This is a genomic window from Promicromonospora sp. NPDC050262 (assembly GCF_040655935.1).
Taxonomy (GTDB): Bacteria; Actinomycetota; Actinomycetes; order Actinomycetales; family Cellulomonadaceae; genus Promicromonospora.
In genome coordinates this window covers 66,898-85,720 of the sequence record NZ_JBFAKX010000010.1, presented here as the reverse complement: position 1 = coordinate 85,720, position 18,823 = coordinate 66,898, and the positions used below count along the sequence as shown (strand labels likewise).

The 18,823-nt window shown below is 70.8% G+C and carries 12 protein-coding genes and 1 tRNA gene; 3 read left to right on the top strand and 10 right to left on the bottom strand.

The genetic code is table 11. The features are described from left to right. Positions 1-48: 48 nt before the first annotated feature. From pknB to AB0I29_RS16320, 7 genes are read right to left on the bottom strand one after another with little or no spacing between them, the layout of a single operon-like run. Complete coding sequence (gene pknB, locus AB0I29_RS16350) at positions 49-2,070, bottom strand: Stk1 family PASTA domain-containing Ser/Thr kinase (RefSeq protein ID WP_357483186.1); 2,022 nt, start codon at positions 2,068-2,070, stop codon at positions 49-51. After that, positions 2,071-3,906, bottom strand: coding sequence for a protein kinase (locus tag AB0I29_RS16345; RefSeq protein WP_357483181.1), 1,836 nt, complete (start codon positions 3,904-3,906; stop codon positions 2,071-2,073). After that, positions 3,903-5,438 (bottom strand): penicillin-binding protein 2, encoded by a 1,536-nt coding sequence (locus AB0I29_RS16340; protein WP_285100581.1) that lies wholly within the window; start codon positions 5,436-5,438, stop codon positions 3,903-3,905. Before AB0I29_RS16340 ends, AB0I29_RS16345 begins: the two co-directional genes overlap by 4 nt. Next, positions 5,435-6,940 (bottom strand): FtsW/RodA/SpoVE family cell cycle protein, encoded by a 1,506-nt coding sequence (locus AB0I29_RS16335; RefSeq protein ID WP_285100582.1) that lies wholly within the window; start codon positions 6,938-6,940, stop codon positions 5,435-5,437. Before AB0I29_RS16335 ends, AB0I29_RS16340 begins: the two co-directional genes overlap by 4 nt. Next, positions 6,937-8,460 (bottom strand): PP2C family serine/threonine-protein phosphatase, encoded by a 1,524-nt coding sequence (locus AB0I29_RS16330; protein ID WP_357483172.1) that lies wholly within the window; start codon positions 8,458-8,460, stop codon positions 6,937-6,939. The genes AB0I29_RS16335 and AB0I29_RS16330 overlap by 4 nt, the downstream gene beginning before the upstream one ends. Positions 8,461-8,467: 7 nt before the next feature. Then, a complete protein-coding gene (locus AB0I29_RS16325) occupies positions 8,468-8,959 on the bottom strand; it encodes an FHA domain-containing protein (RefSeq protein ID WP_357483167.1) in 492 nt (163 codons plus the stop codon). 10 nt (positions 8,960-8,969) lie between these two features. After that, on the bottom strand, positions 8,970-9,686 hold the full coding sequence (locus AB0I29_RS16320) for a DUF3662 and FHA domain-containing protein (protein WP_020017306.1): 717 nt from the start codon (positions 9,684-9,686) through the stop codon (positions 8,970-8,972). Between the two features lie 240 nt (positions 9,687-9,926). Here AB0I29_RS16320 and AB0I29_RS16315 point away from each other — a divergent pair. Next, positions 9,927-10,010: transfer RNA gene (locus AB0I29_RS16315), tRNA-Leu, on the top strand. A 178-nt stretch (positions 10,011-10,188) separates the two neighbouring features. Here AB0I29_RS16315 and AB0I29_RS16310 read toward each other — a convergent pair. Then, positions 10,189-12,894 (bottom strand): hypothetical protein, encoded by a 2,706-nt coding sequence (locus tag AB0I29_RS16310; protein ID WP_357483163.1) that lies wholly within the window; start codon positions 12,892-12,894, stop codon positions 10,189-10,191. 273 nt (positions 12,895-13,167) lie between these two features. Then, the gene (locus AB0I29_RS16305; RefSeq protein ID WP_357483160.1) at positions 13,168-14,424 is read right to left on the bottom strand and encodes an anhydro-N-acetylmuramic acid kinase; all 1,257 of its coding nucleotides are present in this window, start codon (positions 14,422-14,424) and stop codon (positions 13,168-13,170) included. A gap of 71 nt (positions 14,425-14,495) precedes the next feature. Between AB0I29_RS16305 and AB0I29_RS16300 the strand changes: the two genes are divergently transcribed. Together AB0I29_RS16300 and AB0I29_RS16295 are read left to right on the top strand one after the other, a co-directional pair. Further along, the gene (locus tag AB0I29_RS16300) at positions 14,496-15,344 is read left to right on the top strand and encodes a class I SAM-dependent methyltransferase (protein WP_357483157.1); all 849 of its coding nucleotides are present in this window, start codon (positions 14,496-14,498) and stop codon (positions 15,342-15,344) included. 244 nt (positions 15,345-15,588) lie between these two features. Beyond that, complete coding sequence (locus AB0I29_RS16295) at positions 15,589-17,595, top strand: hypothetical protein (RefSeq protein ID WP_357483154.1); 2,007 nt, start codon at positions 15,589-15,591, stop codon at positions 17,593-17,595. Here AB0I29_RS16295 and AB0I29_RS16290 read toward each other — a convergent pair. Further along, entirely contained in the window at positions 17,585-18,415 is an 831-nt protein-coding gene (locus AB0I29_RS16290) for an alpha/beta hydrolase (RefSeq protein WP_357483151.1), read from the bottom strand. The two genes, AB0I29_RS16295 and AB0I29_RS16290, sit on opposite strands and share 11 nt — an antisense overlap. Positions 18,416-18,823 lie beyond the last annotated feature (408 nt).

The following is an 18,823-nucleotide window of genomic DNA, read 5'->3' as shown; positions in this document are numbered from 1 at the left end:
TGTGCGCGGTGCGGCCCCTGACCGGTCTCCGGTCAGGGGCCGACTGCGTTACGGGATGATGTCCTCACCGTCGCCTTCCCCGCCGCCCTCCGGGCCGGTGGAGATCACGAGGTTGATGTACGAGCCCACGTCGACGGTGGAGCCCGGAGCCGGGTCGGACCGGATCACCTGGCCGGCGGCGAAGATGTCCGAGGCCTCCTCGGACGCCTGCTGGCACGTGATCTGCGCACCGGTGCACGCGACCTGGGCCTCGTCGAGCGTCTTGCCGACGAGGTCCGCGGGGACGGTCGTCTCCGTGGGTGCCGGCGCCTCTGCGATGTAGACCGTCACCGAGGTGCCCTGCTTCACGTCGCCGGCCTCGGGGTCGGTGCGTGACACCGTACCCGGGGTCACCTCGTCGCTCTCCTCGGTGTCCCACTGGATGGTGCCGAGACCGAGGTTCGCGAGCTGTGCCTCGGCGCCCTCCTTGGACTGCCCGACGACGTTCGGGAGCGTGGTGTTGCCGGTCGAGACGTACAGGACGACGTCCGAACCCTCCTGCGCGGTCTGGCCCGCGCCCGGCTCGCTCTTGGTGACCTGGCCCTGGCTGACGTCCGGGCTGTTCTCGGACTCCGTGCTGCTGACCGTCAGGTTCAGCTCCTCGAGCTTGGCCCGGGCGTCAGCCTCGGAGAGGTTCTTCAGCTCGGGCAGCGTGACCTGCCCCGGAGCACCCGCCACGTAGACGGTGACCGTCGAGTTCGGCTCGACCTCCTCGCCGGCGCCCGGGTCGGTCTGTCCGGTGGTCTGACCCTCGTCGAGGTCGGACTCCTTGTCGATGGCCGACTGGAACGTCAGACCGGCGGCCTCGATCTGCGACCGTGCCTCCTCGGCACTGATCCCCTCCGAGATCGTGGGCACGGCGACCGTCGTCGGCTCGTCCTCGCCTCCGCCGTTGATGACCATGGCGATGATGATGGCCGCGACCGCCGCGAGGGCGATCCCGAGCAGCCACCACATCAGGGCCTTGCTCTTCTTCTCGGGCTCGCGCTGACCGTTGCGGGTCTGCGGGCCGGGGTAGCCGTTGCCCGGCGTGATCGGGCTCTGCTGCGCCGTCGCCGGACCCCAGTTGCCGTTGCCCGGCGTCATGACCTGCGTGGCCCCGTACGCGGGCTGGCCCGCGACCTGGGTCGCACCCATCATCGCCGCGCCGACCATGGGTGCGGTGACCTGGCCGCCGCGCATCGCGGCCTCCAGGTCGCGGCGGAACTCGGCCGCGGTGCTGTACCGGTGGTCGCGGTCCTTGGTCAGGGCCTTGAGGGTGATGCGGTCGAGCACCTCGGGGACGTCGGTGGCGACCTCCGACGGGCGCTGCGGCTCCTGGCCCACGTGCTGGTAGGCCACGGCGACCGGCGAGTCGCCCTGGAACGGCGGGCGTCCGGTGAGCAGCTCGAACAGCATGCAGCCGGTGGAGTACAGGTCGGAGCGGGTGTCGACCTGCTCGCCGCGGGCCTGCTCGGGCGAGAGGTACTGCGCCGTGCCGATCACGGCGTGGGTCTGAGTCATCGTCGCGGCGGAGTCGGCCATGGCCCGGGCGATGCCGAAGTCCATCACCTTGACCGCGCCCGTGGGCGTGATCATCACGTTCGCGGGCTTGATGTCGCGGTGCACGATGCCGGCGTGGTGCGAGTACTCCAGCGCGCTCAGCACGCCGACCGTGATCTCGACGGCCTCCTCGATCGGCACCGCCGCGCCGTCGGTCAGGATGTCGCGGACGGTGTGTCCCTCGACGTACTCCATGACGATGAACGGCACGTGCACGTCCTCGCCGGCGGCGTTCTGGTGGATGTCCTCGCCGGTGTCGTACACGGCCACGACCGCGGGATGGTTCAGCGCGGCAGCCGACTGCGCCTCGCGCCGGAACCGGGTGAGGAACGACGGGTCACGGGCGAGGTCGGAACGGAGCACCTTGATCGCGACGGTACGACCGAGACGGGTGTCGTGGCCGATGTGCACCTCGGCCATGCCGCCACGGCCGACGAGCTCGCCGACCTCATAACGGCCGGCGAGTACGCGGGGCGTGTTCTCCACCACTCATAGGTCCTTTGATGTCGTGGCCGTCTGCCTCAGGGCATACGACTCGTTGAGGAGCATCATCCCAGAAGCGGCCAGTCCGGCCGCTGCCGGGGGATTCAGCGTTTCGGCGTAGATTTCGGAGGAACCCAACGGCTCCCGCAGAGCGCCGTCGTCGCCGCCCCCGGTGACCAGCATGATGAGGATGACCACGAGCAGCAGCCCGACCAGTGCGACGAGCGGCCAGGACACGCGGATCCCCAGGCGATCCTCGATCCCGTTCACCCAGCCCTGGATGTCGGACGACAGGCTGCGTCGTCCCTTCCCAGGGTGCCCTCCCGAACGCCCTTGCTGGGGGACCCGCCGTCCGTCCTGGCGTGTCGAGTGCAGGTCGCGGCGCGACGGATAGGCCCGTGCGGCCCCGTTCGCCGAGCCCGCCGGCGGCGGGACGTACCCGGGTGCGGCCGGCCTGCCGTAGGAGTCGGAGCCGTAGGCGCCCGACGTCGTGCCGTACCCGGCCGAGTCGGACCCGTAGCCGGCGGAGTCGGTGCCGTACCCGGCCGAGTCCGAGCCGTATCCCCCGGAGGCCGGTCCGCCTGCGGGGGTGCCCGGAGCCGGTGAGTACGGGCGTCCGTAGGCGTCTGTCCCGTAAGTGCCCGACGTCGTGCCGTACCCGGCGGAGTCGGAACCGTAGGAACCGGAGCCGAACGGCCCGGAACCGTAGCCGCCGGCCGGGGTGCCCGGGCTGTAACCGCCCGCGGGGTTCCCGGAACCGTAACCACCCGCCGCCGTGCCCGAACCGAATCCGCCGGCCGGCGCTCCCGGGCCGGGGGACGGCTGGGGCGGCGCGGACTGGGCGTTGGCCACGGTCGTGTGCCGCCCGCCGCTGGTCGGGCCGAACGGGGACTGCCTGCGGGCGTGCGAGGGGCCGGGCTGCGGCGCGCTCGACCGGCCGGTGCCGGAGCGCTGCGTGGAGGACGCCTGACCGTCGCGACGCGAGCGGCGCGCGTAGCGCGAGCTGCCGAACGGGTCCTCGGCGATCTCCGCGGCGAGCATGTCGAGGTGCCGCGCGAGCTGGTCGGCCGAGGCGATGCGCTGCGCCGGGTCCTTCTCCAGCATCTGCGTGATGGTCTCGGCCAGCCCGGGGTGCACCGAGGTCGGCAGCAGCGGCATCGGCGCGTTGACGTGCGCGATCGCGATGTCGACCGGCGTCCGGCCGGTGAAGGGGCGGCGGCCCGCCGTCGCCTCGTAGGCGACCACGCCGAGCGCGTAGATGTCCGAGGCGCCCGTGGCCGACTGGCCCACGGCCTGCTCGGGGGACAGATACTGCGCGGTGCCCATGACCATGCCCGTGGCGGTCATGGGCACCTGGTTCTGGGCCACCGAGACACCGAAGTCCGTGATCTTCACGGTGCCCGAGTGCTCCAGCAGGATGTTGCCCGGCTTCACGTCACGGTGCACCACGCCGGCGAGGTGGGCGGCGTGCAGGCCGCGCGCGGTCTGCGCCAGGATCGGCAGCAGCCGGGCCGGCTGCAGCACCGGCTCCCGTTCGAGCAGGTCGGCGAGCGGCTCACCCAGGACCAGCTCCATGACCAGGTAGCCGGCGCCGTTCTCCTCGCCGTAGTCGAACATCTGCGCGATGTTGGGGTGGACGAGGGTCGACGAGTTCCGGGCCTCCGTGCGCAGGCGGCGGAGGAAGTCCTCGTTGCCCGTGTACTCCTCACGGAGCACCTTCACGGCGATCTCGCGCGCGAGCTTCTCGTCGCGCGCTACCCAGACCTCGCCCATGCCGCCCATGGCGATGCGCCGCACCAGCTTGTAGCGATCGCCCAGCGACAGACCCTCGACCGGTCTCATTTCGAGATCGCCGCCTGCATGATCTGCGCGGCGATCGGGCTGGCGAGGGCGCCACCCGTGGTCTCGTTGGTGGACTGGCCCTCGTTCTCCAGCACCACGGCCACGGCGACCTGCGGGTCGTCGGCCGGAGCGAACGAGGTGAACCACAGCGTGGGCGACCGGGGGTCGTCCTCCGCGGTACCGGTCTTGCCGGCCACCTGGACACCCGGGATCTGTGCGCCCTGGCCGGAGCCGTCCTCGACCACCGCGACCATCATCTCGGTCAGCGCGTCGGCCGTGGACGACGAGAACGGGCTCTTGTAGCGGTTCGGCTTGGTCTGGCTCACGAGCTCGAGGTCGCTGTCCCGCACGCTCTGGATGAGGTACGGCTCCATGAGGTCGCCGTCGTTCGCGATGGCCGCGGACATCATGGCCACCTGGAGCGGCGTCAGGCGAAGGTCGCCCTGGCCCATGCCGGACAGCGCGATGCGGGCGTCGGAGTCGTCCGTCGCGGTGTCGGAGAGGCCCGGGTAGACACCGACCGACGTGGTCATCGGGATCTCGAGCGAGTCGGTGAAGCCGAAGTCCTGGAACATCTGCTGCATGCCGTCCTTGCCCACCGTGTTGGCCAGCTCCAGGAACGCGGTGTTGCACGAGATCCGCAGGGCGTCCTTGAGCGTCATCGAACCGGTCGGGCTGCAGGTCTCGCCGTCGAAGTTCTGCACCCTGCCGCCGTCACCGGTCGTGCCGGGGAGCTGGTAGACGTCCTTCGCCGGGATCGGGGTCTCCGGGGTCATGCCCTCGTACTCGATGGCGGCGGCCGACGTCAGCAGCTTGAACGTGGAGCCCGGCGGGTAGATCGCGTTGATCGTGCGGTTGATCGTGGGGCCGTAGGGGCTGAGCCGCTCCTCGCCGCCGATCGAGTTGACCTGCGGCTTGTAGTTGAACAGCTCCTCCGACGCGGCCGTGACGGCCGCATTGTCGTGCACCGCGAGGGTGTTCGGGTCGAACGACGGCTTGGAGACCATCGCGAGGATGGCGCCCGTCTTGGGGTTGATGGCCACGGCGGCACCGACGTTGTCGCCCAGCGCGTCCCACGCGGCCTTCTGCACCTTGGGGTCGATCGTGAGCTCGACCGAGGAGCCCTGCGCCTCCTCGCCCGTGATGAGGTTCTGGAGGCGGTCGAGCCACAGCGAGTCGTCCTCGCCCGCGAGGTAGCTGTTCGCGTAGCGCTCCATCCCGGTGACCGTGCCGTTGATGGCGAAGTAGCCGGTGACCGGCGCGTACACGGTGGCCGCACCGCCGTCGCCGTCGGAGTAGGTGCGCTGGTACTTGAAGTTGTCGTCCACGGGGACGGACGTGACGATCGGGTCGCCGTTGCTCACGACGATGGGTCCACGGTCCCGGCCGAGCGCGCTGTAGATCCCGCGGACGTTCCGGGGGTCGTCGTTCAGGCTCTGTGCCTGGACGAACTGGATCCAGGTGGTCGAGACCATGAGGGCCAGGAACATCACCATGACGATCGTCGAGAGGCGGCGCAGGGTCGCGTTCACAGGTCCACCCCCCGCACGATCTGGGTCGCCTCGTTGGGCGTCGGCCCGCGGCCCGCACCGGCGTCGGTCCCAGCCTGGACCGGAGTCGCGCCGGGCCCGCCCACCTCGATCGCGCCGCCGCCCACCACGGCGGGCGCGGGGTCGGCCAGGGTGCCGCGGGTCGGCAGGGCCGACGGTCGCCGGGCGGCGTCGGAGATGCGCAGCATGAGGGCGATGACTATCCAGTTCGCGAGCAGGGACGATCCGCCCTGGGCCATGAACGGCAGGGTCAGACCGGTGAGCGGGATGATGCGGGTGATGCCACCCACGACCACGAAGAGCTGCAGCGCCATGACGAATGCGAGACCGCCCGCGAGCAGCTTGCCGAAACCGTCACGCACGCCGATCGCGTGGCGCAGGCCGCGCTGCACGATCACCAGGTAGATCAGCAGGATCGCCAGCAGGCCGGTGAGGCCGAGCTCCTCGCCGAGGGCGGCGTACACGAAGTCCGAGAAGGCGAACGGCACCCGGTCCGGGAACCCCTCGCCCCAGCCTGCGCCGAACATGCCGCCGTACGCCATGCCGAACATGCCCTGGACGATCTGGTAGGACCCGCCGAAGTCGCGCTCGTAGAGCTCAGCGTTCAGTGGGTCGAGCCACACATCGACGCGACCCTGCACGTGGCTGAAGATCGACCAGGCGACGACGGCGCCCGCGGCGAACATCGTGAGGCCGATGACGATCCAGCCGACCCGGTCGGTGGCCAGGTAGAGCATGCCGACGAAGAGGCCGAAGAACAGCAGCGAGGTACCGAGGTCCTTCTCGCCGACGAGGACCGCCAGCGAGACGGCCCAGACGATGAGGATGGGGCCGAGGTCGCGCAGGCGCGGGAGCTGCAGGCCCAGGAACTTCTTGCCCGCGAGCGCCAGGGTGTCGCGGTTCGCGACCAGGTAGCCCGCGAAGAACACGGCGAACGCGATCTTGGCGAACTCGGCCGGCTGCAGCGAGAACGGGCCGATGAAGATCCAGATCTGCGCGCCGTTGATCTCCTTGCCCAGGCCAGGGACCAGGGGGAGGACGACCAGCACGATGCCGACGATCATCGCCGTGTAGGTCAGGCGGCGCAAGCTGCGGTGGTCGCGGATCACGAAGATGACGATGCAGCCGAGGATGATGCCGATCGCGGACCACATGATGTGCCTCGGCGCGTTGGCGCCGGCCATGGCGATGTTGGGCGACAGGTCGAGCCGGAGCACCATCGCCATGCTGACGCTGTTCAGCAGCACGACGGCCGGCAGGATTACCTGATCGGCGTAGGGCGCACGCAGCCGCAGCACGATGTGCGCCGTGAAGGCCAGCGCGGCCAGGACGAGCGTGTAGGTCCAGAACCCCTCGGGCAGGCCGTCCTCGAGGGAGTAGCCCACCATCCACATGCCGCCCATGCCGAGCGCCAGCGCGACGACCAGCAGGATCGCCTCGGCGGCGCGGGCCGGTGCCTTCTCCTCGGGCTGGAGGACGCTCATCCGTTCCCTCCCGTCCCGGTCTCCTTGGAGGCGGTGGGCGTGGACTTCGGCGACGAGGTGCTCGCCGGCTCGCTCGTGGTCGGCGTCGGGGTGGACGACGGCGACGGCGAGGCAGACGGCTCGGTCTCCTCGGCCGCCTCGGCGATCAGCCGCTCGGCGCGCCCGCGGGCGTCCTCGAGGGAGGTGGCGCGGATGGTCTCGTTCACCCGGTCCGCGACGAAGGTAGGCAGCTCGTCGACGCGGGTGCCCGTGAGCTCGACCGCCGTCGAGAAGGTCAGGGGTCCGGCCGTCGCCGGGATGCCGCGGAACACCGCGACCTGGCCGTCGGACTCACCCACGTAGTACTGCGTCTGGGTCCAGCGGTAGCCGCCCCAGCCCGCCAGGACGAGGCCCACGACGAGCAGCAGGGCACCGACCACGGTCAGCCAGACGCGCTTCTTGCGCGTCGGCGCCTCTTCGTCGGCCTCCTCGGCCAGGTCGTCGTCGGGCTGGATGTCCGGCTGGTACTGCTCCTCGTCGGTGCCGCCCGCGATCATGGCCTGCTCGAGCGTGTCGGCCAGGCTGTCCTGGGCCGCCGGGTCGGACAGCACGCCCACCGCGACGGCGGCCGGCGCCGGTTGTCCGCCCTGCGCCGCGCCGCCGCGGCTGAAGCCGGTCACGGTGTCGCCGTCGATCTCGGAGTGCGGGGTGGCGCTCGCGGAGGGCGCACCACCACCGGCCGCGGTCACGCCCGCGAGGGCGGCCGAGCCGACGATCTCCGGGGTGACGGTGGCCGTGGTGCCCGCCGCGGCAGCGTCGTCCAGGACGTCCGCGACGACGACGGTGATGTTGTCGGTGCTGCCCGCGCGCATGGACATCGAGACGAGCCGCTCGACGGCGTCATACGGGTCGGGGACGGTGTTGAGGACCTCGGCGATCTCGCTGTCCGGCACGAATCCGGACAGGCCGTCGGAGCAGAGCATCCAGCGGTCGCCGGGCACCGCCTCGCGGATCGACAGGTCGGGAGTGAGGTCCAGGTCGAAGTCGCCGAGGACCCGCATGACGACGTTGCGCTGCGGGTGGCTCTCGGCCTCGTCCGGCGTGATGCGACCGGTGTCGACCAGGTGCTGCACGAAGGTGTGGTCCACCGTGACCTGCGCGAGGGTGCCGTCCCGCAGCAGGTACGCGCGCGAGTCGCCCAGGTGGGCCATGGCAAGCGTGTTGCCGGACTTCAGCAGCGCGGTGACGGTGGTGCCCATGCCGGCCAGGTCCGGGTCGGCCGTGGTGGCGTCGACGAGGTCCTGCCGGGCGCGGTCGATCGAGCGTTCCAGCTCGGACATCGACTGGTCGGAGCTGTGGTCGGGCCGGTCGAGGCCCACCAGGGCCGCGATGGTCAGCGCGGACGCGACGTCGCCGCCTGCGTGTCCGCCCATCCCGTCGGCCACGACGAGGAGGTTGGGCCCCGCGTACGCGGAGTCCTGGTTGTTGGAGCGGACGAGGCCGACGTCGGAGCGCGCGGCATACCGCAAGGTCACGGTCACGTGGTGGTCATCCCTGGAGCTCGACGACGGACTGTCCGATCTGCACGCCCACACCGAGGCCGAGCGGGAGCACGCCCTGCACCCGCTCCTCGCCGATGTAGGTGCCGTTCGTGGAACCGAGGTCCTCCACGAACCACTGGCCGCCCTGGGGGAAGATCCGCGCGTGGCGCGAGGACGAGTAGTCGTCGTCGAGCACGAGGGTGCAGCTCGGCGCACGCCCGATCAGCACTCCGGACGAGGTGAGGGGAATGGTCGTCCCGGTGAGCGGGCCGGCCACCACGACGAGCCGCGACGGGCCACCGCGCTGGGGCGCGCGGGGCGCACCGCCGCCGGGGGACGGCGTCGGGGCCGGCCCCGCCAGCTCGGGCCGGCGCCGCCGGCCGCTGGTCGTGCGTGGCCCCGCGAGGTCGCGCCGTAGCACTGCGACGGCGGAGAGCACGAACACCCACAGCAGCACGAGATAGCCCAGCCGGAGCAGGGTGAACGTCAGCTCACTCATTTCGGTTTATTCACCAGTCCTCGTTGTCCGCACCGGACGCACTGCCGGTCCAGAACATGATGCGGGTACGGCCGATGGTCATCGTGTTGCCATCGAGCAGGGTCGCGGCAGGAACCTGGTGGCCCTCGACGTACAGGCCGTTGGTGGAGCCCATGTCGGTCGCCACGACGCCGTCCGGCGTCACGCGGATCTCGAGGTGCCGCCGGGAGACACCCGGGTCGTCCACCACGATGTCCGCCTCGGCGTCGCGCCCGATGACGGTCACCGGTCCGGTGAGCAGGTAGCGCTGACCATCGATGTCGATGAGCGGGTGCCGTCCCGTCGGCGCGCCGGAGGTCGCCGGGGCGACGCTTCCCTGCACGCTGCGCGACCGCACGGTGAAGCGGCCGGGCACCAGCTCGTACTGCTCGTCGAACGTCACGCTGACGGGGCCCACGAACGCGTAGTGCTGCGTCGCGGCGTACGCCGTGATGTTGGACGCGAGCTCGTCGGCGAGGGTCTGTGCACCCCACGCCTCGATCTGGGCGAAGTCGTCGGGAGCGAGCTCGATCGTGAACTCGTTCGGTGCGACGGTACGGTCGCGTCCGACGACCGCGGCACGGTCGTCCAGTTCACGCCGCAGCCTGCTCGCCAGCTCGACGGGCTTCACTTCGCCACGTCCCACCTTGGCGAACGCGTTGTTCATCATGCGCTCCACGCTCTTCTCGAAGCGGTCCAGGGCGCCCATGCCACCTCCTTCCAGGGTCTGCGCCGGGCAGACTACCTAGATCGTATAGACCGGTAGGTCCCCGCAGACTCCAATACTGTGGATGTCCTGCGGATCTTCTCCGATCTTCCCTCAGGTGGCGCGGCGAGGAGAGACGTGGGCGGATCCGCACGCTACTAGACCTGCGGCGGGACGTGAACCACTTCACTGTTATTGGATTCGGAACTGCCCTCTGAGCCGTGCTAGCCTCATCCACGCAGCGCGCGAGTGGCGGAATAGGCAGACGCGCACGGTTCAGGTCCGTGTGCCCGAAAGGGCGTGGGGGTTCAACTCCCCCCTCGCGCACGTTGTTACGAAGGCCCCGACTCAGAGAGTCGGGGCCTTCGTCATGTCCGGCCTCGGGCTCGGCATCCCGCCCGAGATGGGTACTTCTCCCCGGTATTTCCGGGGTCACACACGGAAATGCCGGGGTGGCGACGTCGTGGGACGCCGCCACCCCGGCCGGGGCGGGCTGCCGCGAGGCTCAGCGGATGGTCACCGTACTGATGCTCGTCGCCGACTTGGCCGTGTACCCGGTCCGTGAGCCGGTCACCGTGACGGTCAGGCGCTTGCCACGCGCGGACGCCGGGATCACGAACCGGTTGCTCGTCCGGGTCGAGATGGTCGTTCCGTTCGCCTTCCACACGTACTTCACCAAGGACGGCGCGGGCGACCACGTCCCGCAGCTCACCGTGAGCGTCGACCCGACCCGCGTGGTCCCCGTGATCGTGGGCCGCGGCGCCGTGAACGTCCCCGCCCCGACCGCCGACGTCGCGGTGCTCGCGACCGACCTCGTCGTGTACCCGGTCCGCGAGCCGATCACCGTGACGGTCAGCCGCTTCCCCTTCGCCGACGCCGGCACCACGAACGTGCTCGACGTCCGGGTCGAGATGGTCACGCCGTTCGCTTTCCAGACGTACTTCACGGACGACGGCGTCGGCGACCACGTCCCGCGGGTCGCCGTCAGCGTCGCGCCGACCTTCGCCGTGCCCTTGATCGTCGGCTTCGGGGCGGTGAACGTCCCGGGGGCGACGGCGGTCGTGGGGGCGCTGGTCGCCGACGACTCGTAGTACTGCTTGAGGCCGGTGACCGTGACGGTGACCTTCTTGCCCGCCGCCGAGGCGGGGACGCTGAAGGTGCTCGACGTCGCGCCCGTGACGGCGACGCCGTCGACTTTCCACGCGTAGCGGAAACTCGTGGGTGTCGGCGACCAGATGCCGGTGGACGCGGACAGCTTCGAGCCGACCTTCGCCGTTCCCGTGACCCTCGGCGCCGCTGCGCTGAAGACGCCAGGCTCGACGGTGACCGTCCGCTCCAGGCGGGCGGGAGCGAAGCCGTATCCGCCCCGATACAGCACGGTCATGGGGTGGGTGCCGGGAGCGAGCTCATCCTCGTGGCCGATCGAGATCTTCCCGCGGCCATTCTCGTCGAGCTGGTCGCCGGCCCCGAACCAGGTCCCGTCGTCGAGCTCCAGGACCGCAACTCCCACCGGAACGAGCGAGTCGGACAGCACGTCGAACGAGACAAAGTCCGGCATCTGGCCGTAACGCCACGAGGTTGGTAGGTCGCTCTGGATGCGTGTGGTGGCGGGCGGCAGTACGACGATCTGACCGGTCCACGACACCGAGTCGGCTTCACCCCATCCTTCGTAGTTGAACTGAGCCGTGTAAGTACCGGGTTCAAGTTGCAGGTAGTGCATGCACCAATTGCCCGGCGCGCCGTCCCAGGGTGGTGGCTCTGCCTCGTACACGTCGCCTGGGTCGGCACCGACGCTGATCGTGGTCGGTCCGTACGTCGTGGGCCACCACAGAGGCGAGCCGTCCTCGGTGGCGAGCGTGAAGCAGAGCGTCTTCTCGGTGCCGTCGTGCCACGTCGCGGGTCCCGAGGTGGTGAGCTTTACGATGCTCGGCTCCATGAAATCGAACGAGGTCTCGACTGTGGTCGTGGCGTAGGGGGACCCGGAGAACGTCACGTCCAGCAGGTGGGTTCCGGTGAGCTCGTGGGTTCCGGTGGAGAACCGGATCTCAGCCGGATCCGAAGGCCAAAGGCCCACCGTCTCGAGCGCCTGTACCTGCCCGTCAGGTGCCTGCGATGTCGGCTCAAATTGGCCGGAGACTGGCACCCCGTTAGCAAGAGTGGCATTGGCGCCGATCCGGACGTCATCCGTGACGCGCAACGGACGGCCCGACGGCAGCACAGGCCGCAGGGAAACCTCCACAGGGACGGGGTCTCCGACCATGATCGCCCAGTGCTGTGCAGTGGTGCTGTATCCGTCGACAGCGGAGAAGACGGCGCGCTCCGCCGGAACCAGCGGCAGCACCGCGTCCCTGCCGATGAGTCCCCAGCTGAGGATCGACCCGTCGTCGAGTGTCGCACTGCCCTGCCCCGGGTCCAACGCAGCAAGCGAGACGACTGAACGTCCCGCCGGGGCGGCGGCGAGCTGTGTCCCGCCCGACGAGATGACGCGTCCGTCCGCAGTGGCGCCGACCACCTCCCCGTTGCCCATGTCGACGCCGATGAACCGTGTGCCCGCCGGGGGGTCGACGACCCGGGTCTCCCACCCGTCGACCAGTTCGTGGCAGCTCAGAATGACGCCGTCACTGCGCAGCGCGGCCCAGTCTCCCGAGTCCCGCCGGGCCGTGATGGCGGTGTAGCGAAGGTCGGAACCCGGATCGCGTGCCGCGGAGCACGACTCGCCCGGGGTGGAGGCAGGGTCGAGCGTCCCGTCCGAACGCAGTGCAAGGTGCCCTGAGATTGCTATGTACCGCAGACCCTGGGGCGGTGTCTTCACCGGCGTCCCCGACGCGTCGACCACTATGCCGTCGGACCTGAGGATCCGTGTGGTCCAGTCCCAGCCCGCCGACACGGCAGTAAATGTCGTGCGTTCCGGTGGCGTGAGGTGGCGGCCCGATCCGCTGAAGGCGCCGGACCCATGGACGTCCACTCCTCCGTCGCTCCGCAGTATCAGGATATGGCGATCGTCGGCGGAGAGTGCCACGGCATGAACACCGTCCGGAAGCGCTCGCGGCGAGTTGCCGTTGAACGCCCCGCTCAGGCGTCCCCATCCCACGACCTGTCCGCCGTGCGTGCTCGGCATCCCCTCCTGCACGAAGCTGGGATCGAGAGGTTCGGCATCCGCGGCGAGGGTTGGCGCAACGACTTCTGTCGTGCTCGCCACGAGCGCGTCCATGGCAGGTGACGCACCAGCGGTCGTCACACCAAGTCCGAGCACGAGACCCGAGGCCAGCAGCGACGCGCAGGTCCGCCGTGCCGAGGGAAGGAACCGCCGTGTTACCGAGGTCGACATCGAGCGCTCCAGCAGTAGCCGCGCATGGTCTACACGCGGGACGACAAGTCGCGTGACTTTATCGGTCACAGGGCCGCTTTTCAGTGAAAATCGGGCGCCTCGCTCCGCTTTCACCCGTCGGCGCCGCCTCGGGTCACGCCTGCGAGCCACGGAGCCTCAGACCGGCGGCAAGATCTCCAACCGCCCCGGCCGCCCCACGCCCGAACCCCGCCCCGGCGGGTACCGCCCGTCCGCTCCCGCCGTCACCGACCCCAGCACGCTCGCGTGCCGCGCCCCGGTCGCCCCCGGCAGCACGCCGGGCAGGCCGTGCCACGTGTGCCAACCGAGTACCGCGAACGCCAGCGCCTCCTTTGCCTGGCTCGGCACGCCCAGCTCGTCCGACGTCCGGACGGCGACCCCGGGCAGCTCCTCCCGGAGTGCCGCCATGAGCACCGGGTTGCGAGTCCCGCCGCCCGAGGCGACCACCTCGGTGGCGGTGTGCCGCACGGCGTCGGCCACCGTGCGGGCGGTGAGTGCCACGAGCGTGGCGAGCAGGTCCTCCGCCGTCGGCTCCGTGGGTCCGACGCGGTCCAGCAGGTAGGAGAGATGGAACAGCTCCTTGCCCGTCGACTTCGGGGCCGGTCGTGCGTAGTAGGGCTCGTCGAGCAGCCGCTCCAGCAGCGAGGGGAGCACGCGGCCGCGGGCGGCGAGGGCGCCGTCGGCGTCGAAGGCGAGGCGTCCGCCCGTGACGTGCCAGGTCGCGGCGTCGAGCAGCGCGCAGGCGGGGCCGGTGTCGAAGGCGACCGGCGTGGTGGCGGGTGCGCCCGCGCGCGCATCGCCCGCCGACGGCAGCACGGTCACGTTCGCGATGCCGCCCAGGTTGAGCGCGACGGCGCCGGGGCGGCCGGCGAGCCACAGCGCGTCGAACAGGCCGACCAGCGGGGCGCCCTGCCCGCCCGCGGCGATGTCGCGCGTGCGCAGGCCGGAGACGACGGGGAGCCCGGTCGCCTCGGCGATCCACGCGGGCTCGCCGATCTGCAGGGTGCCCCGAACGGCGCCGCCCGCGGGCGCCCAGTGGAAGAGCGTCTGGCCGTGGGAGACCACGAGGTCGGCTCGCCCGTCGCAGAGCTCGGCCACGGCACGGCCGGCGACGTCGCCGAAGGCCTGGCCGATGCCTGTGTCGAGCCGGCACACCGCCTCCGCGGAGCTGGCGGCCGGCGGGAGCGCCGCCACCAGCGACGACCGGAGCTCCTCCGGGTACGGCGCGGAGAGGTGCCCGAGGGGCGTGAGCGTCAGCGTGTCGCCGGTGAGCCGGAGATCGCACGCCGCGGCGTCGACCCCGTCATGGGACGTGCCGGACATCAGGCCGACCACGCGCAGTGAGAACGGCGGTTCCGTCGGTGAGATGTGCGCCGCGGGTATGGGATTCACCATCACGGCGATGCCTCCGGTCGTGTTTGCACCAGTGTTAGCCCTTACTCCCCGTTTGCGTCACAATCTCCCACATGCTTGACGTCTCGATCGCCCCTGCTCCGGCGCCGGACGCGCCGTTCGAGGACCACGTCGAATGGGCGCGTAACGCCCCTGCGACACCTGCTACACCCGCGGCGCTGTTCACGGGTGGTCTCGACAACGCTCCCGTCGACGACCGTCTCACGATCGACGTGCCGGAGTGGGACTACCCCACGCTGGCCCGCGAGATCGTGCTCAAGTCCCGAGGTGCCGTGCTCGACATCGGCACCGGTGACGGTGACTTCTTCGCGGGCCTCGGCCCGCTCCCCAAGGGTTCGGCCGCCACGGAGCTCGGCCCGGCCTTCCTCGCCGCCCGACGGCGCCTGGAGCCGCTCGGAGTCGACGTGCGCCGCGTGGAGCCGTCGTGGACGGGTGACGTGCTGCTGCCCTTCTTCGACGGCCAGTACAGCGCGGTGCTCAGCCGGTTCAGCACCATCGACCCCGACGAGGTGGGCCGCGTGCTGGAGCCGGGCGGCACGTTCCTCACCGAGCAGGTGGACACGCGCGACGGATTCGTCCTCAACCAGGCGCTCCGGGTGCCGCTGGGCTGGGACCCGGACGGCGTGACGATCGACGTGATCTCCGACGGCCTCGTCGCCTCCGGCCTCGAGATCGTCGAGGCCACGGAGTACGCGGGGACGCGCACGTTCAAGGACCTCTCCTCCGTGCTGTGGTACCTGCGGGTCGCGGCCTGGCAGGTGCCCGACCTGGCCGACCTCACCCCCGCCGCCGTCGCCCGCCACGAGGCGGCGCTGCGCGGGCTGCACATGCACTTCGCGACGGGCAACGTGCTGGTGGACGAGGCGCCGCGGATCCTGGTCACGGCTCGCCGCCCGTTCTGAGCCGCCCGTTCTGAGATCGCCCGTCCTGAGATCGCCAGGGCCCGTCGGGACGCATGTCTCGACGGGCCCTGGCGGCGACAGGATTCACCGCGGGGTGAATCCAGGGGTGAACTTCGACGGTTTTAAGCCGATTCTCGCTCAATGTTGCTTCCGGCAGCATTCGAGGCAGGTTACGTTCGCGACGCCCGGGACCGACGGCGGTCCCCGGTGCCCCGTCCTGTCACGGATCGCGAAGGACCCCCCTATGAAGCAGAAGCTCTTCGGCGACGCCCACCCCGCGTTCGCCGCCCCCACCCCGAGAACGGCCCGGCGCTGGCGCGCCGGCGCATCGCTCGCCACGCTCGCCCTGGTCGCCGGGCCGTTCGCCGCTGTGCCGGCGTCCGCCGCGGAGGCCGACGCGCCCGTCTTCACCGGAACCCTCGCGGTGAGCGGGGCAGCGGTGGTCGGCACCACGATCGCCCTCGACCAGACTGGCGGCACCTGGGCGCCCGAGCCCGAGTCCGTCGCCTACGCGTGGTACCTCAGCGCCGACGCGGTCCTGGACGCCACGGACACCCTCGTCGAAGGTGCCGGCGACCCGACGCTCGACGTCCTGCCCGCCTACCTCGACCAGTACCTGATCGGCACCGTCGCGGCGACCGCGGGCGGCCTGACGAGCGACCCCGTCGCGGCGGCCTCCGGTGTCGTGACCCTCGGCGACCTCGCCGCCGGCACCCCGACCGTCTCCGGCACGGTCAAGGTCGCCTCGAAGCTCACCGCCCGGCCCGGCACCTGGCCCGAGGGCACCTCCCTCGCCTACCAGTGGAACATCAGCGGCACCACGGTCGCCACCACGACGACGTTCACCCCGCAGGCCGCGCACGCGGGCAAGACCCTGCGCCTCGTCGTGACCGGCACGAAGGCCGGCTACGCCCCGAAGACCGCCTACAGCGCGTTCTCGACGGTCGCGAAGGCCAGCTTCGTCACCACGACGCCGAAGATCAACGGCACGGTCAAGGTCGGCGGCCTGGTCGGCGCCACGACCGGCCACTTCTCCCCGACGGCCACACTGAAGTACCAGTGGAAGGCGAACGGCAGCTCGATCTCCGGCGCCACCAGCCGCACCTACACGATCCCCAGCCGCCTCCACGGTGACAAGCTCACCGTCACGGTGACCGGCTCCAAGGCGGGCTACACGACGAAGAGCCTGACGTCGGCCGCCGCCGTCGTCTCCAAGCCGTTCGCCCGGACGTCCGCGCCGACGATCAGCGGCACCGTCCGCGTGGGCCAGACCCTCACCGCGAACCGCGGCACCTGGTCGCCCACGCCGTCGGTGGTCACCTACCAGTGGCGCGCCAACGGCACGCCGATCGCCGGTGCGACCAGCCGCACCTACAAGCTCACGACCAAGGAGCACGGCAAGAAGATCTCGGTGGAGATCGTCGGCCGCAAGTACGCCTACCTGCCGGCCAAGCGCCTTAGCTCGGCGACCGTCACCGTGAAGTGGCCCGTCGGCATCAGCACGCCGAACGTCACCACGCAGCCGACGCGCTACGTGGACACGACGGTCGGCAAGACCGTGACGCTCAAGGTCTCCGCCACGGGCGGCGGCCTCAAGTACCAGTGGCAGCGCTGGACCCCTGCGAGCGGCACCTGGACCAACATCGGGTCGAACAGCTCGACGTACCGGTTCACCGCCGCTCCCGCGCACGAGCTCAACCAGTTCCGCGTGGTCGTGTCGAACATGGCCGGCAAGGACACCAGCAACCGGACCTACCTCTGGGTTCGGTCCTCGCTGTCGTCGCCCTTCGCGGCCTACCAGTGGTTCAGCCTGTGGAACTACAACGCCGCGATCAGCGAGTCCTACGAGTACGCCGGTTACCTGACGGCCGACGTCGGCGTCTGCGCCGCGCCGGGCTACTACCCCACCGGTGACATCTCTGTGCAGTTCGTCGGCAGCAACGGGCACGTCTACGCCGGTGCCGGCCAGGAGCAGCCCGACCACATCTCCTGGGGCGTCCCGCTCGACAGTGACGGGTGCGGCTTCTTCCGTGCCTACACCGAGGCCCCGCGGTCCGTCTGGGTGGGTGGCCGCTGGCGTATCACCGACCGGTCGGACGGCCAGGTCTACCACCAGTACGTGAAGTACGACAGCTACGAGGGGACGATGTCCGCCCGTACGCTCGCCGGCTCGGGCTCCGGTGCGTCCCAGCTCGGCGGTCTGATCGGCTCGTCCCCCGTCGTCGGCTCCCGCGCCTCGCTCACGGACTGACGACACCCAGGAGGCCTGCGACGGCCTCCGCCATCGCTTCCGGCGGCACGTCCGCCCCGTGACCGGGAACGGTCACCCGGCGTGCCGCCGGAAGCACGGCCACCAGCGAGTCCGCCGCCGCCGCGACGGCTGCGGCGCTCGCGGTGCCGTGGGCCACCAGCACCGGCTGGGTGATCATGTCCCACCGGCACATCAGGGCGCGTCGCCCCAGGGCGACGGCCGCGAGCACCCGGCCGTCGTAGGCGATGGTCGGCGCCATCGACTCGAGGTCCGCCCATGACGCCGACGCCCGCATCCGCGGCACCAGCCGGCACGGCATGCCCACCACGTCGAGGAAGAGCTCGACGGCGCTGCCCGGGTCACCCGCCTCCACGCATGCCTCCACCCCCGCGATCATCCGGGGATCGGCGGGCGGCTCGCCGCTGGCCACGTCGTAGCCCGGCTCGTAGCAGAGCACCCCGGTGACCGCGGAGCCCAGGTCGGCGGCCGCGCGCAGCGCCAGGAACGCGCCCGTGGAGATGCCCAGCAGCGCGGCCGGGCCCGTGACCTGTAACAACGCGGCGATGTCGTCGATCTCCCGGTCCACGCTGTACGGCGGGGTGTCGCCGCTCCCGCCGCGCCCGCGCCGGTCGTACCGCAGCGTGGTCACCCGGTCGCCCAGCTCCGCCGCCACGGCGAGCGTGACGGGCACCCGGTGGGCCAGGACACCGTCGATCACGACGACCGCGGGCGCCAGGCCGCGGGCCGGGCCGGTGACGTCGAAGGCGATCAGCGTGCCGTCGGCCGACGTCGTGAGCGCGTCGACGGTGGTGATGGTCATGCAGGGCAGACGGGCCGGTCCCCCGAAAGTCGTCGCTCGGCCGAATGCCCTGGGCCACGAATTTCGCCGCGAGGAAAAAGCCTGTGCGTACGCCGCCTGGCGGCGTAGGTTCTGTGGCACATGAGAAGGGAGGTGATCCGAGAAGTGATTTCACATCGGACCCATGAGGTGGTCGCGCGCTAGTCGCGTGACGCGTAAGCGTTTCGCGCCGACGGCGGTCGGGGGGCTCAGCACGGGGCCTTCCTGATCGCTCAGGCGCAACGGGACACTGGTGGCGATTTCCTCGCGACCACCGGAGCCCGCGGGTGCCGTGCCCTCGTCCAGCACGGCTGACACATGTCGCCCCGCGGGCTTTCCCGCGCCCGGAGACAGCCGGGGAAAGCGGCACGGGAGAATGTGCGCGTGACT